The 17574-nt window shown below is 72.4% G+C and carries 14 protein-coding genes; 6 read left to right on the top strand and 8 right to left on the bottom strand.

What is annotated here, in order from left to right; genetic code table 11:
• Positions 1–53 precede the first annotated feature (53 nt).
• Positions 54–1097, top strand: coding sequence for a GNAT family N-acetyltransferase (locus Aiant_RS14125; RefSeq protein WP_189336509.1), 1044 nt, complete (start codon positions 54–56; stop codon positions 1095–1097).
• A 369-nt stretch (positions 1098–1466) separates the two neighbouring features.
• Here Aiant_RS14125 and Aiant_RS14120 read toward each other — a convergent pair whose 3' ends face one another.
• From Aiant_RS14120 to bioB, 3 genes are all read right to left on the bottom strand, one after another.
• Positions 1467–2708, bottom strand: coding sequence for an IS256 family transposase (locus Aiant_RS14120; RefSeq protein ID WP_212847084.1), 1242 nt, complete (start codon positions 2706–2708; stop codon positions 1467–1469).
• 909 nt (positions 2709–3617) lie between these two features.
• The gene (bsaP, locus tag Aiant_RS14115) at positions 3618–3812 is read right to left on the bottom strand and encodes a biotin synthase auxiliary protein BsaP (RefSeq protein ID WP_229831505.1); all 195 of its coding nucleotides are present in this window, start codon (positions 3810–3812) and stop codon (positions 3618–3620) included.
• On the bottom strand, positions 3812–4807 hold the full coding sequence (bioB, locus tag Aiant_RS14110; RefSeq protein ID WP_189336960.1) for a biotin synthase BioB: 996 nt from the start codon (positions 4805–4807) through the stop codon (positions 3812–3814). The genes bsaP and bioB overlap by 1 nt, the downstream gene beginning before the upstream one ends.
• Before the next feature lie 85 nt (positions 4808–4892).
• Between bioB and Aiant_RS14105 the strand changes: the two genes are divergently transcribed.
• From Aiant_RS14105 to Aiant_RS14090, 4 genes are all read left to right on the top strand, one after another.
• A complete protein-coding gene (locus Aiant_RS14105; protein ID WP_189336961.1) occupies positions 4893–6026 on the top strand; it encodes an 8-amino-7-oxononanoate synthase in 1134 nt (377 codons plus the stop codon).
• A 674-nt stretch (positions 6027–6700) separates the two neighbouring features.
• A complete protein-coding gene (bioD, locus tag Aiant_RS14100; protein WP_189336980.1) occupies positions 6701–7408 on the top strand; it encodes a dethiobiotin synthase in 708 nt (235 codons plus the stop codon).
• A 57-nt stretch (positions 7409–7465) separates the two neighbouring features.
• Positions 7466–8218 (top strand): ROK family protein, encoded by a 753-nt coding sequence (locus Aiant_RS14095; protein WP_189336962.1) that lies wholly within the window; start codon positions 7466–7468, stop codon positions 8216–8218.
• Entirely contained in the window at positions 8197–8934 is a 738-nt protein-coding gene (locus tag Aiant_RS14090) for an HAD family hydrolase (protein WP_229831506.1), read from the top strand. Before Aiant_RS14095 ends, Aiant_RS14090 begins: the two co-directional genes overlap by 22 nt.
• Here the strand turns inward: Aiant_RS14090 and Aiant_RS14085 are convergent.
• Entirely contained in the window at positions 8927–9556 is a 630-nt protein-coding gene (locus tag Aiant_RS14085) for a class I SAM-dependent methyltransferase (RefSeq protein WP_189336963.1), read from the bottom strand. The two genes, Aiant_RS14090 and Aiant_RS14085, sit on opposite strands and share 8 nt — an antisense overlap.
• Before the next feature lie 80 nt (positions 9557–9636).
• Here Aiant_RS14085 and Aiant_RS14080 point away from each other — a divergent pair, with 80 nt between their 5' ends.
• Positions 9637–12660 (top strand): putative bifunctional diguanylate cyclase/phosphodiesterase, encoded by a 3024-nt coding sequence (locus tag Aiant_RS14080; protein ID WP_189336964.1) that lies wholly within the window; start codon positions 9637–9639, stop codon positions 12658–12660.
• 62 nt (positions 12661–12722) lie between these two features.
• Here the strand turns inward: Aiant_RS14080 and Aiant_RS14075 are convergent, their stop codons facing one another.
• From Aiant_RS14075 to Aiant_RS14060, 4 genes are all read right to left on the bottom strand, one after another.
• The gene (locus tag Aiant_RS14075; protein WP_189336965.1) at positions 12723–13802 is read right to left on the bottom strand and encodes an NAD-dependent epimerase/dehydratase family protein; all 1080 of its coding nucleotides are present in this window, start codon (positions 13800–13802) and stop codon (positions 12723–12725) included.
• Positions 13803–14442: 640 nt separating this feature from the next.
• Positions 14443–14790, bottom strand: a complete 348-nt coding sequence (locus Aiant_RS14070) for a histone-like nucleoid-structuring protein Lsr2 (RefSeq protein WP_189336966.1) — start codon at positions 14788–14790, stop codon at positions 14443–14445.
• 360 nt (positions 14791–15150) lie between these two features.
• A complete protein-coding gene (locus Aiant_RS14065) occupies positions 15151–15873 on the bottom strand; it encodes an SDR family oxidoreductase (protein ID WP_189336967.1) in 723 nt (240 codons plus the stop codon).
• Between the two features lie 17 nt (positions 15874–15890).
• Positions 15891–17543: an FAD-dependent oxidoreductase gene (locus tag Aiant_RS14060; protein WP_189336968.1), complete on the bottom strand. Its 1653-nt coding sequence runs from the start codon at positions 17541–17543 to the stop codon at positions 15891–15893.
• Positions 17544–17574: the final 31 nt, after the last annotated feature.

Raw genomic sequence — 17574 nt, 5'->3', positions numbered from 1 at the left:
ACACGGCAACAAGGCCGGGGCACTCTTGAGGCAGAGCGAAAGGAGTGCCCCGCATGGCGTTGTGGCGTGTCCGGGCCACGGTCGACGACCGTCCCGGCTACCTGTCCGTGCTGACCGCGAGTCTCGCCCTGAAATCGATCAACATCCTGGCCGTCCAGGTGCACACCACCGAGGCCGGCGCGGTCGACGACTTCCTGGTCGACGCCCCGGAGACGATGACCGAGGCCGACCTGCTGGCCGCGGTGACCAAGGGCCGGGGGCGGGACGCGTTCGTGGCCCGCGCCGAGGCGCAGGGCTTGGCCGATCAGCCCACCCGCGCGCTGGCCCTGGCCGGCCGCCTGGTGCACGAGCCGGAGGCGCTGGGCGAGACCCTGGTCGCCCTGCTCGACGCGACGGACGTGCGCTGGCGCCCGCGGCCGTCGGCCGAGCAGCCCGGCGTGCACGGCGGCCGGATGACCCTGACCGACCCGGCCGGTGGTTCCTATGAGGTGCTCCGGGCCCTGCCCGCCTTCACCCCGGCCGAGTTCGCCCGGGCGCAGGCCCTGGTCGAGCTCGCCGCCGGTGTCACCCGCCACCAGCGCGAGACCGTCACCCTGATGCTGCCGGACGGCGCCGAGGTGACCCTGCGCCCGGCCGGCCCGGACGACCTGCCCGCCGTCCGCGAGCTGCACGACCACTGCTCCACCGCCACCCTGCGCCGGCGTTACCTGGGCGTGGTCCCCGGCGACTCCCGCCTGCGCCGCCTGCTCGAGCCGCCCGGCGGCGTCACGCTGCTCGCGATCGCCCCCGGCGGCCGCGTCGTCGCGACGGCCAGCCTCTGCGCCGAGGGCGACCTGGGCGAGGTCGCCGTCCTGATCGAGGACGACTGGCAGCGCCGGGGCCTCGGCACCGCCCTGCTCCGCCGCCTGCGCGCCCACGCCGAGCGCGCCGGCTTCGCCGCCCTGGTCGCCCACACCAGCGCGGACAACGTGGCGATGCTCCGCACCCTGCGCCGCCTCGGTCACGGGCCGCTGGAGCGCGACGGTTCCCTGGTGAGCGTCACCCTCCCGACCGCCGCCCAGCCGGTCGGCGACGAGACTCCTGCTACTTCGGGGTAGCGGGTGAGAGGGGCGGCGGGTACCGGTTCGGGCCCGCCGCCCAGGGTAATTTCGGGTTCCCGCCGGGTCGCTTCGGGCTCTCTCTGCGGTGCCCGTCTCGCGGCCTGCGAAGATCTTCATTTACGCAGGCCCGGCGGGGTGCGGATCGCATGCTCCCGCGCGGGCCGGGCGGGCTGATCTGGCCGCTGACGCGTCCAGAACGATCAGCCCGCCCTTTGCTGTCCGCGGGTGGTTCCGGAGATCAAACCCGGGCTGGCCCTGGTGGCCCTATCCCGCGTCTTGATAGGGCCGTCAGGGCCAGCCGGGCAGTGGGCCGCGTCCGCTGGCGTGGTGTAAGAGTCGGCCATCGCTGATCCGTGTGGGTTGATGCTATGCGGCGATCTCGGCGGGTTGGTCGGGTTCGGTGTCTTGGCTGGTGGTGATGGGTGTGAGGCGGGCTTTGCGGAGTAGGTCCAGGCTCATGTAGCGGCGTCCTTCGACCCATTCGTCGGTTTGTTCGGCGAGTACGGCGCCGACGAGGCGGATGATCGCGGCCCGGTTCGGGAAGATCCCGACGACGTCGGTGCGCCGCCGGATCTCCTTGTTGAGGCGTTCTTGGGGGTTGTTGGACCAGATTTGGCGCCAGAGCTCGCGTGGGAACGCGGTGAAGGCGAGCAGGTCAGCTTGGGCGTCGTCGAGGTGTTCGGCGGCGTCGGGGAACTTCTCGGCGATGGTGTCGAGCACGCGGGCGAACTGGGCGTGGACTTCGTCGGTGTCGGGTTGGTCGAAGACGGTGCGGACCAGGGTGGCGACCCAGGGCTGCGCTGTTTTGGGGACTTTGGCGAGCAGGTTGCGCAGGTAGTGGGTGCGGCAGCGTTGCCAGGACGCGCCGGGTAGTGCAGCCCCGATCGCGGAGACCAGGCCGCGGTGGGCGTCGGAGACGACCAGCCGGACGCCGGCCAGGCCGCGGGCGGTCAGTGATCGGAGGAAGGCGAGCCAGCCGGCGCCGTCTTCGTCGGAGCTGATCTCCAGGCCGAGGACTTCGCGGCCGCCGTCGGCGTTGACCCCGACCGCGATCAGCGCGTGCACGTTGATCGTGCGGCCGTGCTCGCGGACCTTGATGACCAGGGCGTCGACCCAGACGAACGTGTAGGGGCCGGCGTCGAGCGGGCGTTGGCGGAACGCTTCGACCTGGGCGTCGAGATGGCGGGCCATCTCGCTGACCTGGCTTTTGGACAGCTGCTTGATGCCGAGTTGCTCGACCAGTTTCTCGACCCGGCGGGTGGAGACGCCGAGCAGGTAGCTGGTCGCGACGACGCTGACGAGGGCTTGTTCGGCGCGGCGGCGGTGTTGCAGTAGCCAGTCCGGGAAGTAGGAGCCTTGCCGCAGTTTGGGGATGGCCAGTTCGACGGTGCCGGCGCGGGTGTCCCAGTCGCGGTGGCGGTAGCCGTTACGGGAGTTGGTGCGCTCATCGCTGCGTTCGCCGTACTCGGCGCCACACAGCGCGTCGACTTCGGCGGACATCAGCACGTCAGCGAAGGTTTTCACCATCGCCCGCAGCAGATCAGGGCTCGCCGATTGAAGATGCTCGCGCAACAGGTTCGCGACGTTCAGACTCGGTTCTGCGGCCATCGCAGGTCTCTCCTTCGTGATCTTCAGACAATCCGAAGGATCTGCGATGGCCGCCTTCATACACCGGGAAAGACCAGGTCATACACCACTTCGGTGGACGTGACCGGGCAGTGTCGGGCTGGTGTTGAGGGTCCTGTCTCGGGTCTTGGTAGGGCTGTGAGGGCCAGCCGGGCAGTGTCGGGCTGGTGTTCAGGGTCCTGTCTCGGGTCTTGGTAGGGCTGTGACGGCCAGCCGGGCAGTGTCGGGCTGGTGTTCAGGGCCCTATCCCGCGTCTTGATAGGGCCGCGACGGCCAGCCGGGCAGTGTCGGGCTGGTGCTCAGGGCCCTATCCCGCGTGTTGATAGGGCCACCAGCACCAGCCCAGGTTTTGGCCTGTGTCGAGGGCTGTCATCCGTCCGCTTTCGGGGCCCTCAGGGCAAGCCAGGGCGAACGCGCCCAGTCGCGGACCGCGAGCGGCGGCCGCGACGGTGACCCGCTGGCCCCTTGGCCTGGCGGTCAAACCGTGACCGGTGTCGGGCCGTTGGTGGCGGCTGCGGCCGGGGGCTGCCGGCTGCTGGCCTGGCGGTCAAGACCGTGACCAGTGTCGAGCCGTTGGTGGCGGCCGCGGCCGTGACCCACCGCCCCTTGGCCTGGCAACCAAGACCGTGACCGGTGTCGAGCCGTTGGTGGCGGCCGCGGCCGTGACCCACCGCCCCTTGGCCTGGCGACCAAAACCGTGACCGGTGTCGGGCCGTTGGTGGCGGCCGCGACTGGGGGCCGCTGGCTGCTGGCCTGGCGGTCAAGACCGCGGCCAGTGTCGGGCCGTTGGTGGCGGCCGCGACCGTGGGCCGCTGGCTGCTGGCCTGGCGGTGAAGATCGTGGCCTGCCGGTTGCTGGGATGGCGGTCGGGGCTGCGGCGGGCCGGAGGGGTCAGCTGTGGTGGAGGCCGTGTTCGACGCAGGTGGCGGTCCAGCCGGTGGGGACGACCTGGACCTTCATGCGGCGGCGGCAATCGGGGCAGTAGCGGGGTGGCTCCAGCTCGCGGGCCGCCGCGCACGGGGTGTGGTCGCCGGAGTCGGCCGGGTCGCCGCAGCGGTCGCAGTAGGTCTTCATCGTGGTCGGCATCAGAACGTCGCCGACAGGGACTTGACCGGCATCTTCAGGTCCTGGAGCAGCTCCAGGTCCGCGGTGGCCGGGCGGCCCAGGGTGGTCAGGTAATTCCCGACGATCACGGCGTTGATGCCGCCGAGCAGGCCCTCGCGGGTGCCGAGGTCACCGAGCGTGATTTCGCGGCCACCGGCGTACCGAAGGATGGTCTTGGGCATGGCCAGCCGGAAGGCGGCGATCGCGCGCAGCGCGTCCTTGCCCTCCACCACCGGGCGGTCGCCGAGCGGGGTGCCGGGCCGCGGGTTCAGGAAGTTCAGCGGGACCTCGTGCGGGTCGAGCTCGGCCAGTTGCGCGGCGAACTCCGCCCGCTGCTCGACGGTCTCGCCCAGGCCCAGGATGCCGCCGCAGCAGACCTCCATCCCGGACTCGCGGACCATCTTCAGCGTGGACCAGCGCTCGTCCCACGAATGGGTGGTTACCACGTTCGGGAAGTAGGACTCGCAGGTCTCGAGATTGTGGTTGTAGCGATGCACGCCCATGTCGACCAGATCGTCGACCTGCTCCTGGGTGAGCATGCCGAGGCTGGCGGCGACCTGGATGTCGACCGCCTCCTTGATCGCCTTGACGCCCTGGCGCATCTGGTCCATCAGCCGCTGATCCGGACCGCGCACGGCGGCCACGATGCAGAACTCGGTCGCGCCCGTCGCGGCGGTCTGCCGAGCGGCCTCCACCAGGGACGGGATGTCCAGCCAGACGGCGCGGACCGGGGACGCGAACAGCCCCGACTGGGAGCAGAAGTGGCAGTCCTCCGGGCAGCCGCCGGTCTTCAGGGAGACGATCCCCTCGACCTCGACCTCCGGGCCGCACCACTTCATCCGCACGTCGTGAGCGAGCTGGAGCAGCTCGGGCAAATCCTCGTCGGGCAGTCGCAGGATCTCCAGGATCTCGGCCTGATCGAGGCCGACGCCGCTGTCGAGGACCCGGGTACGTGCCCGGTCGAGGATCTGAGGCATGTCCGTACCCTACAGACTTCGCTGCCCGGCAGGGACTGTCGGACGTGGGTGGTAGTTTCCGGTTCTCGTGATCTCTGGGGGCTTCGTGGACTGGTTGGGGTCGCTCGATCGCCTGGCCCGTGAGCGGGCCAAGGCGGGGCTCACCCGCCGGCTCCGGCCGCGGCCGGCCGGCGACCAGGTCGTCGACCTGGCCGGCAACGACTATCTCGGGTTGTCCGATCATCCCGCGGTGGTCGCGGCCGCGGTGACCGCGCTGGAGGAGTACGGCCTGGGCGCCACCGGCTCCCGGCTGGTCCGGGGCAGCACCGACGCCCACACGGCTCTGGAGTCGGCGCTGGCCGACTGGCTCGGGGCCGAGAGCGCGCTGGTCTTCTCCTCGGGCTACTTGGCGAACCTGGCTGCCGTCCGGCTCGCCGCCACGGTCTGCGACCTGGTCGTCTCGGACGCGTTCAACCACGCCTCGCTGATCGACGGTTGCAAGATCTCCGGACTGCCGGTGACGGTCGCGCCGCACAACGATCCGGCCGCCGTCGCCGCCGTCCTGGACGCCCACCCCGGCCGGACGGCGGCCGTCGTCACCGAGTCGGTCTTCTCGGTCGACGGCGACCTCGCCCCACTCGCCGAGCTGCACGCGGTCACCTCGGCCCGCGGCGCCCTGCTGATCGTCGACGACGCGCACGCGCTCGGCCTGCTCGGCCCGGCCGGCGGCGGTGGCGTGCCGGCGGCCGGCCTGGCCGGGCAGCCGGACGTGATCGTCACCGCGACGCTCTCCAAGTCGTTGGGTGGCGCGGGCGGGGTGATCGCCGGCGCCGAGCCGGTGATCCGCCACCTGGTCGACACCGGCCGCACCTTCATCTATGACACCGCTCCGCCGCCGGCCGTGGTGGCCGGCGTGCACGCCGCGGTCGGGCTGGCCCGGGCCGCCGACGACCGGCGCGCGACGCTGGTCGAGCGGGGCGCCCGGATCGCCACGCGGCTGCGCGCGGCCGGCTTCCCGGTGGCCGACCCGGCTGCCGGGGTGCTCTCGGTGCCCGCCCCGGGCCCGGAGGCCGCGGTCGGCTGGGCCGCGGACTGCCAGGATCGGGGGGTGGCGGTCGGCTGCTTCCGGCCGCCGTCGACCCCGGACGGGAGCTCGCGGCTGCGGTTGACCCTCAACGCGGGTGTGCCCGAGGCGGACTTCGCCCGGGCCGTGGATGTGATCGTGGAGTGCGCACCATGAACGCCGACTCTCTCCGGACCGCCGCCTACCCGGGCATCGCGGTCACCCCGTTGCCGCGCGGCTGGCGCAGCGGGGGGCACGGGCTGCCCGCCGCGCCGCCGGCCCGGCAGCTCGGCCCGGCCGCGGACCCGTTGCACGCGCATGGTGGCGGACATCACACGCCAGAGGTCGCGGCGGATTCGGGCGCGGGCGGGTCCGGGACAGAAGCGGCCACGGGTGGGAGGGCGCCGGAGGCTGCCGCGGGTCCCGCTGAGGGCGGTCGTGATCCGGGCGCGGCCACGGGCCCGGGCGAGGGCGGCCGAGAGTCGGGCGCGGCTGAGAGCGGTCGTGAGTCGGGTGCTGCCGCGGGCCCTGGCGAGGGCGGGCGAGAGCGAGATGCCACCGAGGGCGGACCAGCGCCGGACACTGCCACGGGCCGGGCTGAGGGCGTACCGTCAGCGGATGTGACCGTGCCGCCCGCCGAGCCGGCAGCAGAGGAGCCGGCCCCGGCCACCGCCGATCCCGATGCGACGCCGCAGGCGGAAGCCGACAGAGCGCCGCAGGCGGACACTGACCTGGCGCCGCGGGCGGACACCGGCCCGCACTCGCCGGCGGAGGCCGGCCCGAAACCAGCGGCGGAAACCGACAAGACGGCGCAGCCGCGGCGCGCCGCCGACCCCCGGGAGTGGCACGGGATCGTCTTGGTCACCGGCACCGACACCGAGGTCGGCAAGACCATCACCACCGCCGCGGTCGCGGCCGCCGCCCAGGCGGCCGGTCTGCGCGTCGCGGTCCTCAAACCGGGACAGACCGGCACCATCACCGGCGCGCCGACCGATGCCGAGGTGGTCAGCCGCCTGGCCGGCCCGGACACCGTGAAAACCCTCGCCGAGTACCCGGAGCCGCTCGCCCCGCTGGCCGCCGCCAAGGTCGCCGAGCTGCCCGCGCTGGAGCTCTACGAGGTGGTCGACGCGATCCGCGCCGAGGCCGACAAGCACGACCTGGTGCTGGTCGAGGGCGCCGGCGGCCTGCTGGTCCCGATGGGGCTGCGGCCGTCCGGCGAGGCGTGGACGTTCGCCGACCTGGCCACCACGCTGGGGGCGAACGTGCTGGTGGTGGCCCGCGCCGGCCTCGGCACGCTGAACCACACGGCGCTGACGCTGGAGGCGCTGGACCGCCGCGGCGTCCCGGCCAAGGTCATCCTCGGCGCCTGGCCCGCCGAGCCCGAGCTGGTGCACTGGGCGAACCTGAGCGAGCTGGTCCCGCACCTGGTCGGCGCGCTGCCGGCCGGCGCCGGATCGATGGACCCCGGCGTCTTCCGGCGGTCCGCGCCGGGCTGGCTGACGCCGGCTCTGCACGGCGTTCTGGACAACTGGCGCGTCTGGGCGGAAGAAGCGGGATAGCCGTGTGTCCCGGCACAATTGCGGTGCCGGGAGGTGGTCGAGATGCAGACTGGCGGCGTGACTTTCACCCTGACGATCGACTGTGGCGGCGGCGGGATCAAGGGATCCGTGCTGGATGACGCGGGCACGATGCGGGCCCACCCGATCCGGGTCCCCACGCCGTACCCATTGCCGCCCGATCTGTTCGTCAAGACCCTGGTCGATCTCGGCACCCAGTTGCCGACCGCCGACCGGGTCACCGTCGGCATGCCGGGGATGATCCGGCACGGCGTGGTGGTGGCGACCCCGCACTACGTGACCCGGAGCGGCCCGCGCACCAGGGTGGATCCGGAGCTGGTCGAGGCGTGGCGCGGGTTCGACGCCCGGACCGCGCTGGCCGAGGCGTTCGGGCTGCCCACGCTGGTGCTCAACGACGCCGAGGTGCACGGCGCCGGGGTGGTCGCCGGCACCGGCTGCGAGCTGGTGCTGACCCTCGGGACCGGGCTGGGCTGCGCGCTGTTCGACGGCGGCGAGCTGGCTCCGCACCTGGAGATGTCGCAGGCCCCGGTGCGCTGGGGGATGTCCTACGACACGTACATCGGGGAGCACGAGCGCCGCCGGCTGGGTGACGCGCTCTGGTCCCGCCGTGTGCGTAACGTGGTCGACGGCTTGCGGCCGGTCTTCCTCTGGGACCGGGTCTATCTCGGCGGTGGCAACTCGCGGCTGATCACGCCGACCCAGCTGGCCCGGATGGGCGACGACGTGGTGGTGGTGCCGAACACGGCCGGCATCGTGGGGGGTGTGCGCGCGTGGACGCTGGGGCAACGGTGATCCCGGCTGCGCTGCTCCTCGATTTCGGCGGGGTGCTGGCCGACGGGACGGGACCGTTCCGGGCCGCGCCGCCCGAGCTGGTCCTGCGGATCTACAACCTGACCAAGGGTGCGCTGCAACCGGGGCAGATCCAGCGGGCGCTCGTCGACGGCGCCGCCGCGTACGCCCGCTGGCGCGACGAGGACCACCCGGACGAGCTGCCCCAGGCCGAGGTCTGGGAGCGTTTCGTGATCGCGGGCTGGCCGCCGGCCGCGGCGGTGCCGGTCCGCGGCGCGGTCACCAGGCTCAGCTACGACTGGGCCCGGCGCGACGACTGGAAGCTGCGTCCCGGCATCCCGGAGGCGCTGGCGGCGTATTCCGCGGCCGGCGTCCCGATGGCCGTGGTCAGCAACACGCTCAGCGGCGCCGCGCACCGCGACTTCCTGGCCGAGGCCGGGGTCGGTCACTACTTCGCGGCGCAGGTCTACAGCGACGAGGCCGGCGTCCGGAAACCCAACCCGCAGATGATCTGGCGGGCCACCGACGCGCTGGGGGTGGCGCCCGCCGACTGCTGGTTCGTCGGGGACAGCCGGCAGCGGGACGTCGTCTGCGCGCGCCGGGCCGACATCGCGCGGGCGATCCTGATGCCGTCGGGCCGCTCCGACAGCCCCGGTGAGCACGGCGAGCCGGACGTGGTCGTCGAGGACGGTCACGCCCTCGCCGCCCTGCTCAGCTGACCACCTGCCAGACCGAGGTACGCCGGACCGCACAGCTCTCCAGCGCCTCGATCACCGGCACGTCATAGGTGGCCCGCAGCACCAGCCCCTCCGGCAGGTACGCCCGCCCCGGGTCCCCGACCAGCACCAGCGAGCCCCGCCCGGCCGCCCGCCGCAGATACGGCAGCACCCGCCCGGCCATCTCCCGGCTGTAGAACACGTCGCCGGCCAGCACCACGCCGTACCGGTCGTCGGTGTCCAGCAGGTCGGCCTCGACCGTCTCCACCGTCACCCCGTTGTCCGCGGCGTTGGCGGCCGCCGCGGCCAGCGACAGCGGGTCGATGTCGTTGGCCACCACCGGCCGCGCCCCCGCTTTCGCCGCCGCGACCGCGACCAGCCCGGACCCGGTGGCCAGGTCGAGCACGCTGCGCCCGGCGACCAGGTCCGGCTCGTCCAGGAGGTGCCGGGCGAGGGCCTGCCCACCGGCCCAGGCGAACGCCCAGAACGGCGGCGGCTGCTCGGCGCCGCCGGCCTCGGTGGCCTCCCAGAGCGCGATCGGCTCCTCGGCCTGCCGGAGGTTGATCTCCGGGACGAACGGGACCGGCGCCAGGAGCGTGTGGGCGCGTACGAAATCGAGTAGCACCCGACGATTGTGCCCTTTCCCTCAGAACGGTGATCCCGGAGCCGAACAGTGAGGCGACGGAGACGGCGGGAGGGAAACGGATGCCGACGCGGTGGCCGGCCGCCCTCTTCGGCGCCTGGATCGTGGTTCTCGGCGTCGTCTACTCGCTGGAGCCCGCCCTGCACGGCTGGCTGATCCTGGCCGGCGGTCTGTCCGCGCTGGTCGCCGTCCTGATCGGGACCTACCGCAGCGCGCCCGACGACCGGGTGCCCTGGTGGCTGCTGGCCGGCGCGGCCGGGCTCTCCGGGCTGGGCGCCGCGATCGGCAACGCACCCTCGTTCATCACCAACTGGCTGCTCTGGCTGGAGGCGGTCGGCACCGGCCTGCTGCTCTGCTCCTACCTGGTGCTGGCGGTCGCGCTGGCCGGTTTCGTCCGCCGCCGCACCGGCTCGTCGCGGGACGTGCCGGGCCTGCTGGACGCGGCCATCGTCACCTCCGGGGTGGCGCTGCTGATCTGGACGTTCGTGATCGGCCCGCGGATGTCCGACGTGACGGTCAACGGGCTGGAGCAGCTGCTCCCGGTCGCCGACCTGCTCTGCCTCGGCCTGCTGATCCGGCTGGCCACGGTGCCCGGCCGCCTGGTGGCCTCCGGGTACTGGCTGGGCGCGGGGACCGGCGCGATGCTGGTGGCCGACGTGTTCCGGACCTCGGCGTACGGCCAGCTCGCCCTGTACGCCACCGCCGGGACGGCCGCGCTGATCCCGTCGATGGCCGAGCTGACCCGGGCGTCGTCGGCGCCGGCCGCCGAGACCAGCCGGGGCCGGCTCGCCCTGCTCGCGGTCGCCGCGCTGGCCGCGCCGACCGTGCTGATGGTCAAGATGTTCCAGGACAGCCAGGTCGCCGGCCTGTTCCTGGTGGCGGTGCTGAGCCTGCTGATGCTGATGCTGGTGCTGGCCCGGATGTCCGGGATCATGGCCAGCCACCGGCAGGCGATGGCCCGGGAGCGTGCGCTGCGCGAGGCGTCGGCGGCGCTGGTCTCGGCGGCCGACGCCGAGGCGGTCGGGCTGGCGGTCCGCACCACGGTGGCCCAGTTGCTGCCCGGTGACGTGCCGCACGGCGTGGTGCTGGCGATCAGCATCGCCCAGTCCGAGCCGCTGTCGCCGGAGGCGGCCGCGCAGGCCGCGGTGGACCGGGCCACCGGCACCGCGGCGCGGCTGGTGCAGACCCGGGACGTGGACTGGGCGGTCGCGGTCCGGCTCACCCAGTTCGCCGAGACGCTGCGCTGCCCGATGGTGTTGCAGGACCGCCCGACCGGCGACCCGCTGGTCGGCGTGCTGCACGTGGGCGCGCCGGCCTGGGCGCTGCGCGAGCTGAAGCGCTCGGTGGAGGTGCTGGCCGGGCAGGTCGCGCTGGCGCTGGAGCGGATCGCGCTCAGCCACGAGGTGACCCAGCGCAACAGCGAGGCGTATTTCCGGACGCTGATCCTGAACACCGCCGACGTGATCACCATCCTCGACGAGCACGACCGGATCCGGTACGCCAGCCCGTCCGCCCTCGGTGTCTTCGGCGCCGACCCGACCGGCTACCGGCTGCCCGACGTGATCCACCCGGGCGACGAGAGCCGGCTGGCCGAGGCGCTCGCGGCGGTCCGGGGCGGTGACGAGCTGCGGCAGCTGGACTTCCGGGCGGTCGGGGCGGGGCGTACCGAGGTGCTGCTCGAGATGCACTGCCGGGATCTGCGCGCCGACCACAGCGTGGCCGGCCTGGTGGTCACCATGCGGGACGTCACCGAGCAGCGGCAGCTCGAACGCGAGCTGACCCACCAGGCGTTCCACGACGCGATGACCGGCCTGGCCAACCGGGTGCTGTTCCACGACCGGCTGAAGCACGCCCTGGCCCGCGGCGCCCGGGACGGCTCGGTGGTCGGGGTGCTCTTCATCGACCTGGACGACTTCAAGATCGTCAACGACACGCTCGGGCACGCGGTCGGCGACCAGCTGCTGATCGAGGTGGCCCACCGGATCGCCGGCTCGCTGCGCGCCGACGACACCGCAGCCCGGCTCGGCGGCGACGAGTTCGCGGCGCTGGTGGAGAACGTCAACGACCCGGGCGCGGTGGAGGAGACCGCGAACCGGATCCTGGCCGCGCTGGCCGCCCCGATCGTCACCGACGCCAAGCCGCTGCACGCGGTGGCCAGCATCGGCATCACCACCACGCTGGAGGCGGGCGCCGCGGACGAGCTGCTGCGCCAGGCCGACCTGGCGCTGTATGTGGCCAAGGGGGCCGGCAAGAACCAGTGGCGGCGGTATCAGCGGCACCTGCACGACGAGATGGTGGAGCGGCTGGAGCTGCGCTCGGCGCTCGACCACGCGGTCAACGAGGGCCACTTCCTGCTGCACTACCAGCCGATCGTGGACCTGGCCTCGGGCGTCGCGGTGGGCTTCGAGGCGCTGGTCCGCTGGTCGCACCCGCAGCGCGGGGTGATCACCCCGGACCAGTTCATCGAGGTCGCCGAGGAGAGCGGCCTGGTCGTGCCGATGGGCCGCTGGGTGCTGGAGGAGGCGCTGCGCACGGTCTCCGAGTGGCGCCGGGTCCTGCCGCCCGGCCAGGCGCCCTATGTCACGGTCAACGTCTCGGTCCGGCAGTTCCGCGAGGCCGGATTCGTCGACCAGGTGCGCACCGCGTTGCACCACACCGGGGTGCCGCCGCAGTCGCTGATGCTGGAGATCACCGAGACGCTGTTGATGAAGGACGACGAGCAGCGGGTCTGGTCCGACCTGAGCACGCTGCGCGAGATGGGCATCCGGATCGCCATCGACGACTTCGGCACCGGCTACTCCTCGCTCGGCTACCTGCGCCAGCGCCCGATCGACGTCGTGAAGATCGACAAGACCTTCATCGACGACATGGTCACCAGCCCGCAGCCGCTCGCCCTGGTCAGCGGCATCGTCAGCCTGGCCCGGAACCTTCAGCTCACGGTCGTGGCCGAGGGGATCGAGGACGTCGCGCACCGGGACCTGCTGGTCCAGCTCGGCTGCCCGCTCGGGCAGGGGTTCCTGTTCTCCAGCCCGCTCGGCCCGACCGAGGTCCTGGCCTGGATGACCGGCACCACGGTCGCCGCGTGATCAGTACGGGTCTCCGGTCCCCGGAAAGTGATCAGTACGGGTCTCCGGTGCCCGGAAAGTGATCAGTACGGGTCACCGGTCCCCGGAAACCGTCCGCGCAACAGCCCGCCGAGCCGCCCCGGCTGACTCCCGCTCGCGTCCAGCGGCGGACTCTCCGGCCGCCCGGCCCGCTCCGCCAACCCTGCCACCACCTCGTGCAGCGCCTCCACCGCGTCCCTGCGTGGCGCCCACCCGAGCTCCTCAGCGGCCCGGTCGCAGCACATCAGCGGCGCCTTGAGGGCCAGCTTCACCCACCCCCGGTCCACCGGTTGCATCCGCAGCCACCAGCTGATCGCGGCCACTCCCTCCAGGGCGAACCCGGGCACCGGCACCGGCACCCCGTGGAACGCCTTGGCCAGCACCGCCGGATCGAGCACCGGCCCGGCCGCGATGTTGAACGCGCCCCGCACGTCGGCCCGCAGCACCCGCAGATACGCCTCCGCCACGTCGTCCGCGTGCACCGCCTGCAACCGCAGCCCGGGGTTCGCCGGCAGCACCGGCACCCAGCCGAACCGCAGCAGCCGGGCCGGCACCAGCGGCCCCGCGAAATACCGGCCGATCTCCGTCCCGGCGTCCCGCTGGAAGATCAGCCCGGGGCGCAGCCGGACCACCCGCAGCGTCGGGTGATCCGACTCGATCTCGTCCAGCATCCTCTCGACCAGCGCCTTGTGCCGGCTGTAGGACGACTCCGGGATCCCGGTGCGCAGCCAGGTCTCCTTCACGTACGCCCACTTCGGCCCCGGCGCGTACACCCCGACCGAGGAGGCGTGCACCAGCGTGGCCACCCCGGCGCGCAACGCCGCCTGGAAGACCGTGCGGCTGCCCAGCACGTTCGTCCGGTACAGCCGCCGGATGTCGTGGCTCGGCTGGATCTGCCACGCCAGGTTCACCACCGCGTCGGTGCCGTCGAAGATCGGGGTCAGCCGGTCCAGGGCGTCGTCGCTCCCCACGTCGACCGAGTGCCACTCCATGTCGGCGTAAGGGCCGCCGTCCCGGGGTGTGCGCCGGGCGATGCCGATCGCCTCGACGTCCGGCTCGGTGCGCAAACGGCGCAGCAGCGCGGTGCCGGCGTTGCCGGTCGCGCCCACGATGACCACACGCATGCCGCAAGCCGTACCCCGCGTCGCACGATCGAATCGGATTCCCGGAACTATTCCGCGGCCCCGGGTTTCCGGTCCGGCTTTTCACCGGGCCCGCCGCCCGGTCCGGGCCGTTTCCCCGGTTTCGGTACGCCCGCCGGCCCACCCGTTTTCGGTACGCCCGGCAGCGGCCGCTCCCGGATTTCGGGATCACCCGTCACGCCCGGCCGCCGGGCCGAACCGGTACCGGCCCGGCGTTCCGATTTGCGCATCGGTCATTTCGGCCGGGCCGGTACGGCATCGTCCCGCCGAACCATCCGGTGATTTCCCGCCGGTCAGCGCGTTCGCGGGCTATTTTCGTGGTGCTCGGAACCGCACCTAATGGGTGGCGTCGATCCCGATGCCGCGGCCCCCGATTCCGGTGATCATCCGGCGCGGCCGACCCGGTCCGATCACCGATCGGCGCCGCGCCGCCCGGGATTGACCCGGCCGAGGATTGACCATGGTCATCTCGGGAACCGTGCGGTCCGGATCGTTCGGCGGGCGTTCCCGGGCACCCCGTTCCCGGATTGTGAACACCGCCGGCGCCCACCTGACCTGCACGGGAACGAGAAAACGGCGCCGCCGGACAGTCCGGCGACGCCGTTTCACGGCATGCGGTCAATCAGCGCTTGGCGTGGTACGCCTCGACGACGTTGCTCGGGATCCGGCCACGCTCGGAAACCGAGTATCCGTTCTTGTTCGCCCACTCGCGAATGGCCTGATTCTGGTCGCGGCTGGTCCGGCTCGAGGCGGCCGGCGCGGCCCGCCGGGCAACCGTCGGAGCAACGCCGGAACGACCCAGCCGGGTGGCCGCGGAGAGGAACGGCTCCAGAGCCTTGCGCAGCTTGCCGGCGTTCTTCTCGGACAGGTCGATCGTGTAGTTCACGCCGTCGAGTCCGAATTCGACAGTGCGGTCGGCCTCCCCGCCGTCGAGGTCGTCGGTCAGAAGGGTAATTATCTGCTTGGCCATGTCGTGTTCGCTCCTACAGCGATGTCATTCGGGTGACGGCTGTACGCGAGCGATGGGGGTGCCGCGATTAGTCGTCGTCGCATTATTGTGTCGCGCACCCCATGGCTATTGCAAATTGCGTCTCTTGGCATGTCGCAATTCCGCTGCGCATCCACCCGTAAGCGGAGGGTGGCCGCCCCGGCCGGTAATGGCTGCCCAGCGACTCTTTTCGAACTCGTGAATGTCCTGTAACGTGGCTCGTGGGAGCGCTCCCAGGCGGACCGGGCGCTCGATCAGACCCGAGCCGCCTCGTCGCCGACTCTCCGGTGCCGGGGCGGTTCGTCCATGTTCGCCACCCGTCGCGGAACGCGCCCGGATCCGCTACAGGAGCAGGCCGCCGGTGGCCCGGATGTTCTGCCCGGTCACCCACGCCGAGTCCGGCCCGGCCAGGAAGGCCACCACCGCCGCCACGTCCGCCGGCTGCCCGAGCCGGCCGAGCGCGGTGAGGGCCACCGATCCCTCGATGCCCTCCGCGGTGTTCACCCCGCGCAGCATGTCGGTGTCGGTCGCCCCGGGCGACACCGTGTTCACGGTGATCCCGCGCGGCCCGAACTCCTTCGCCGCCACCGCCGTGACCTGCTCCAGCGCCGCCTTGCTGGCGCAGTACAGCACCATCCCCGGCCCGGACACCACCGTGTTCAGCGTCGACACGTTGACGATCCGGCCACCGTCGCGCAGCAGCGGCGCGGCCTCCCGGATCGCCAGCAGCGGGAACTTCGTGTTGATCGTCAGCACCCGGTCGAACGCCGCCGGGGTGACCTCGGCGATCGTCGTGTGGTCGGCCACCCCGGCGTTGTTGACCAGGATGTCCAGCCCGTCCCGGACCGGCTCGAAGATCGCCGGCAGGGTCTCCGGGTCGGCCTGGTCGCACCGCACCGCGACAGCCTGGTCGCCGAACTCGGCGACCAGGCTGTCGGCCGCCTCCGTGCGGGACCGATAGGTGAACACCACCCGGGCGCCGTCCGCGGCCAGGCGGCGCACGATCGCCCGCCCGATGCCCCGCGAACCTCCGGTGACGAGCGCTGTCTTCCCCGTGAGCGTCATATGTGGACGCTAGCCGGTCAGCTTTCGACGCGGGTAGGGCCGAGGCGCAGCGCGGTCGGAGCGTGGGCGGGAACGGCGGGGGACCGCGGTGGCACCGGCTCCACTCGCTGATAGTCGGTGCCGGCCGCCGGCCGCGGGTCCGCCTCGCCCTTGTTCGGCCACAGCGACATGGCCCGCTCCGCCATCGCGGTGATGGTCAGCGACGGGTTCACCCCGAGGTTCGCCGGCACCGCCGAGCCGTCCACCACGTGCAGTCCCGGATATCCGTAGACCCGGTGGTACGGGTCGATCACCCCGGCCTCCGGGGACGCGCCGATCGTCGCCCCGCCCAGGATGTGCGCGGTCATCGGGATGTTGACGATGTCGCCGACGGTGCCGCCGGGGAAGCCGTCGATCCGGTCGGCGATCCGGCGGACCGCCTCGTGCCCGACCGGGATCCAGGTCGGGTTCGGGTCGCCGTGCCCGGGGCTGGTGGTCAGCCGGCCGCGCTTGGTGCGGCGGACCGTCAGCGAGTTGTCCAGGGTCTGCATGACCAGCGCGATGATGGTCCGCTCGCTCCACCGGCGGGCGGACAGCGAGTAGGCGAGCACCACCGGGTGGCGCAGGCACTCCCAGAGGAACTTGAGCGGGCGCGGCACCCGGCCGCCGCCGTCGACCAGCAGCGTGGAGAGCAGGCCCATCGAGTTGCTGCCGGGGCCGTATCGGACCGGCTCGATGTGGGTGTTCGCGTCCGGGTGGAACGACGAGGTGATCGCCACGCCCTTGCTGAACGGCTCGGCCGGCACCCTCTTGGTCTCCGCGCCGAGCAGCGCCTCCGAGTTCGTCCTGGTCAGCGAGCCGATCCGGGCGGAGAGCCGGGGGAGCACCCCGGTGTCGCGCATGGCGTGCAACAGCCGCTGGGTGCCGAGCGCCCCGGCCGACAGGATCACCTGGCCGGCGGTGAAGGTGCCGTTGCGGGTCTCCACCCGCCAGCGCTCGCCGTCCGGGCGGATCGCGGTGACCTCGGTGTCCGGGTGGATCGTCGCGCCCTTGCGCTCGGCGAGGTAGAGGTAGTTGACGTCGAGCCGGTTCTTGGCGCCGACGGTGCAGCCGATCATGCAGTTGCCGCACTCGACGCACCCGGTGCGGTCCGGTCCGGCGCCCCCGAAATACGGGTCCGGCACGGTCTTGCCGGGCTCGCCGAAGAAGACGCCGACCGGGGTTCTCCGGAACGTGTGCCCGACGCCCATGTCCTCGGCGACCTGCTTGATCACCACATCGGACGGCGTCATCGTGGGCTGCTCGGTCACCCCGAGCATCCGGGACGCCTGGTCGTAGTGCGGCGCCAGCTCGGCCGCCCAGTCGGTGATCCCGGACCAGTGCGGGTCGGCGAAGAACGGGGCGGGCGGCTGGTACAGCGTGTTGGCGTACACCAGCGAGCCACCGCCGACCCCGGCCGCGGACAGCACCATGATGTCCTTGAGCAGGGTGATCCGCTGGATGCCGCGCATCCCGAGCTTGGGCGCCCAGAGGAAGTTCTTCAGATCCCATGACGTTTTCGGCAGCGTGTCCGGGGTGAATCGGCGACCGGCCTCGAGCACACCGACCCGGTAGCCCTTCTCGGACAGTCGCAGTGCGCTGACGCTGCCGCCGAAGCCGCTGCCCACGATCACGATGTCGTAATCCGTCATCGCATCACCTAAGCATTACCGGCCGGTAACC

The organism is Actinoplanes ianthinogenes, assembly GCF_018324205.1.
GTDB classification, from domain to species: Bacteria; Actinomycetota; Actinomycetes; order Mycobacteriales; family Micromonosporaceae; genus Actinoplanes; species Actinoplanes ianthinogenes.
This window is presented reverse-complemented; position numbering and strand designations above follow the sequence as displayed.

Bases quoted from the DNA above. Each gene is read 5' to 3' on its own strand.
- Aiant_RS14125 (WP_189336509.1), top strand. From the start codon at position 54: ATGGCGTTGTGGCGTGTCCGGGCCACGGTCGACGACCGTCCCGGCTAC.
- Aiant_RS14120 (WP_212847084.1), bottom strand. From the start codon at position 2,708: ATGGCCGCAGAACCGAGTCTGAACGTCGCGAACCTGTTGCGCGAGCAT.
- Aiant_RS14080 (WP_189336964.1), top strand. From the start codon at position 9,637: ATGCCGACGCGGTGGCCGGCCGCCCTCTTCGGCGCCTGGATCGTGGTT.
- Aiant_RS14065 (WP_189336967.1), bottom strand. From the start codon at position 15,873: ATGACGCTCACGGGGAAGACAGCGCTCGTCACCGGAGGTTCGCGGGGC.
- Aiant_RS14070 (WP_189336966.1), bottom strand. From the start codon at position 14,790: ATGGCCAAGCAGATAATTACCCTTCTGACCGACGACCTCGACGGCGGG.
- Aiant_RS14060 (WP_189336968.1), bottom strand. From the start codon at position 17,543: ATGACGGATTACGACATCGTGATCGTGGGCAGCGGCTTCGGCGGCAGC.
- bsaP (WP_229831505.1), bottom strand. From the start codon at position 3,812: ATGCCGACCACGATGAAGACCTACTGCGACCGCTGCGGCGACCCGGCC.
- bioB (WP_189336960.1), bottom strand. From the start codon at position 4,807: ATGCCTCAGATCCTCGACCGGGCACGTACCCGGGTCCTCGACAGCGGC.
- Aiant_RS14075 (WP_189336965.1), bottom strand. From the start codon at position 13,802: ATGCGTGTGGTCATCGTGGGCGCGACCGGCAACGCCGGCACCGCGCTG.